Source organism: Pediococcus ethanolidurans (genome assembly GCF_001437405.1).
Taxonomy (GTDB): domain Bacteria; phylum Bacillota; class Bacilli; order Lactobacillales; family Lactobacillaceae; genus Pediococcus; species Pediococcus ethanolidurans.
On record NZ_JQBY01000048.1, the window covers coordinates 1 to 3,297 of the forward strand.

Genomic DNA, 3,297 nt, shown 5'->3' on the forward strand with positions numbered 1-3,297 from the left:
AATTTGTTCTTTGAAAACTAAATAATATCGAAAAATTTTCTAATTTTAATTATTTATTATAATGTAATTAAACCGAGAACACTGCGTTTTATAGAGTTTTAAAACAAGATTAGTTCAAAAAATAATCGCTAAACTCAAAACCACTTTACCGCAGGTAAAGTTAGGTTAAGTTATAAAGGGCGCATGGTGAATGCCTTGGTACTAGGAGCCGATGAAGGACGGGACTAACACCGATATGCTTCGGGGAGCTGTAAGTAAGCTTTGATCCGGAGATTTCCGAATGGGGAAACCCAACAACATTAATCCGTTGTTACCACCACGTGAATACATAACGTGGTTGGAGGTAGACGCGGGGAACTGAAACATCTCAGTACCCGCAGGAAGAGAAAGAAATATCGATTCCCTAAGTAGCGGCGAGCGAACGGGGAACAGCCCAAACCAGGAAGCTTGCTTCCTGGGGTTGTAGGACTGAACATTTGAGTTACCAAAGATTTTCATAGCCGAACAGTCTGGGAAGACTGGCCAGAGCGGGTGATAGCCCCGTAGGCAAAATGAAGATCCCTCAGTTCAGGATCCTGAGTACGGCGGAACACGTGTAACTCCGTCGGAATCCGGGAGGACCATCTCCCAAGGCTAAATACTCCCTAGTGACCGATAGTGAACCAGTACCGTGAGGGAAAGGTGAAAAGCACCCCGGAAGGGGAGTGAAACAGTTCTTGAAACCATGTGCCTACAAGAAGTCAGAGCCCGTTAAGGGGTGATGGCGTGCCTTTTGTAGAATGAACCGGCGAGTTACGTTTACATGCCAGGTTAAGTTGAAAAAACGGAGCCGCAGCGAAAGCGAGTCTGAATAGGGCGACTGAGTATGTAGATGTAGACCCGAAACCAAGTGACCTACCCATGTCCAGGTTGAAGGTGCGGTAAAACGCACTGGAGGACCGAACTCGTGTACGTTGAAAAGTGCTGAGATGAGGTGTGGGTAGCGGTGAAATTCCAAACGAACTTGGAGATAGCTGGTTCTCTCCGAAATAGCTTTAGGGCTAGCCTCGGATTAAGGATCATGGAGGTAGAGCCACTGTTTGGACTAGGGGCCCGTCTTGGGTTACTGAATTCAGATAAACTCCGAATGCCATTGATTTATGTCCGGGAGTCAGACGGTGAGTGATAAGATCCATCGTCGAAAGGGGAACAGCCCAGACCACCAGTTAAGGTCCCTAAATATATGTTAAGTGGAAAAGGATGTGGAGTTGCATAGACAACTAGGATGTTGGCTCAGAAGCAGCCATCATTTAAAGAGTGCGTAATAGCTCACTAGTCGAGTGATTCTGCGCCGAAAATGTACCGGGGCTTAAACATATTACCGAGACTGTGGATGCCACCGTAAGGTGGCGTGATAGGAGAGCGTTCTAAGGGCAACGAAGGCAGACCGTGAGGACTGTTGGAGCGCTTAGAAGTGAGAATGCCGGTATGAGTAGCGAAAGACAGGTGAGAATCCTGTCCACCGAATGACTAAGGTTTCCTGGGGAAGGCTCGTCCACCCAGGGTTAGTCGGGACCTAAGTCGAGGCCGAGAGGCGTAGACGATGGATAACAGGTTGAGATTCCTGTACTAGTTAAACTTGTTTGAACAATGGAGGGACGCAGGAGGCTAAGGAATGCGCACGGTTGGATATGTGCGCCCAAGCAGCAAGTCTGATTGAGAGTTAAATGCTTTCAGTCTTAAGGACAAGCTGTGATGGGGAGTGAAATTTAAAGTAACGAAGTTCCTGATGTCACACTGCCGAGAAAAGCTTCTAGTTAGAGTTTAACTACCCGTACCGCAAACCGACACAGGTAGTCGAGGAGAGTATCCTCAGGTGAGCGAGAGAACTCTCGTTAAGGAACTCGGCAAAATGACCCCGTAACTTCGGAAGAAGGGGTGCTGATCGCAAGATCAGCCGCAGTGAATAGGCCCAGGCGACTGTTTATCAAAAACACAGGTTTCTGCAAAATCGTAAGATGACGTATAGGGGCTGACGCCTGCCCGGTGCTGGAAGGTTAAGTGAATGAGTTAGCTTCGGCGAAGCTTTGAAATGAAGCCCCAGTAAACGGCGGCCGTAACTATAACGGTCCTAAGGTAGCGAAATTCCTTGTCGGGTAAGTTCCGACCCGCACGAAAGGCGTAACGATCTGGGCACTGTCTCAACGAGAGACTCGGTGAAATTATAATACCCGTGAAGATGCGGGTTACCCGCGACAGGACGGAAAGACCCCATGGAGCTTTACTGTAGCTTGATATTGAGTGTTTGTACAGCTTGTACAGGATAGGTAGGAGCCATAGAAACCGGAACGCTAGTTTCGGTGGAGGCGTTGGTGGGATACTACCCTCGCTGTATGAACCCTCTAACTCGCGCCACTAAGCGTGGCGGAAGACAGTGTCAGGTGGGCAGTTTGACTGGGGCGGTCGCCTCCTAAAGAGTAACGGAGGCGCCCAAAGGTTCTCTCAGAATGGTTGGAAATCATTCGCTGAGTGTAAAGGCAGAAGAGAGCTTGACTGCGAGACAGACAGGTCGAGCAGGGACGAAAGTCGGGCTTAGTGATCCGGTGGTACCGTATGGAAGGGCCATCGCTCAACGGATAAAAGCTACCCTGGGGATAACAGGCTTATCTCCCCCAAGAGTTCACATCGACGGGGAGGTTTGGCACCTCGATGTCGGCTCATCGCATCCTGGGGCTGTAGTCGGTCCCAAGGGTTGGGCTGTTCGCCCATTAAAGCGGTACGCGAGCTGGGTTCAGAACGTCGTGAGACAGTTCGGTCCCTATCCGTCGCGGGCGTAGGAAATTTGCGAGGATCTGTCCTTAGTACGAGAGGACCGGGATGGACATACCGCTGGTGTACCAGTTGTTCCGCCAGGAGCATCGCTGGGTAGCTATGTATGGATGAGATAAACGCTGAAAGCATCTAAGTGTGAAACTCGCCTCAAGATGAGATTTCCCATTCCATTTATGGAAGTAAGACCCCTGAGAGATGATCAGGTAGATAGGTTGGGAGTGGAAGTGTAGTGATACATGGAGCGGACCAATACTAATCGGTCGAGGACTTAACCACAAAGTGGTGTTCTCAATAGAGAAGGATTCGATATTATTTAGTTTTGAGAGAATAAATTTCTTTCACACGAGCCACGAAGGTGGATCGGAGAAGTGTGGTGGCGATAGCGAGAAGGATACACCTGTTCCCATGTCGAACACAGAAGTTAAGCTTCTTAGCGCCGAGAGTAGTTGGGGGATCGCTCCCTGCGAGGGTAGGACGTTGCCATGC

General features: G+C 49.3%; 2 rRNA genes. Both read left to right on the forward strand.

Annotation, left to right across the window (positions count from 1 at the left end):
- Positions 1 to 163 precede the first annotated feature (163 nt).
- Positions 164 to 3,087: ribosomal RNA gene (locus IV87_RS10700) — 23S ribosomal RNA — on the forward strand.
- Between the two features lie 93 nt (positions 3,088 to 3,180).
- Positions 3,181 to 3,297: ribosomal RNA gene (gene rrf, locus IV87_RS10705) — 5S ribosomal RNA — on the forward strand.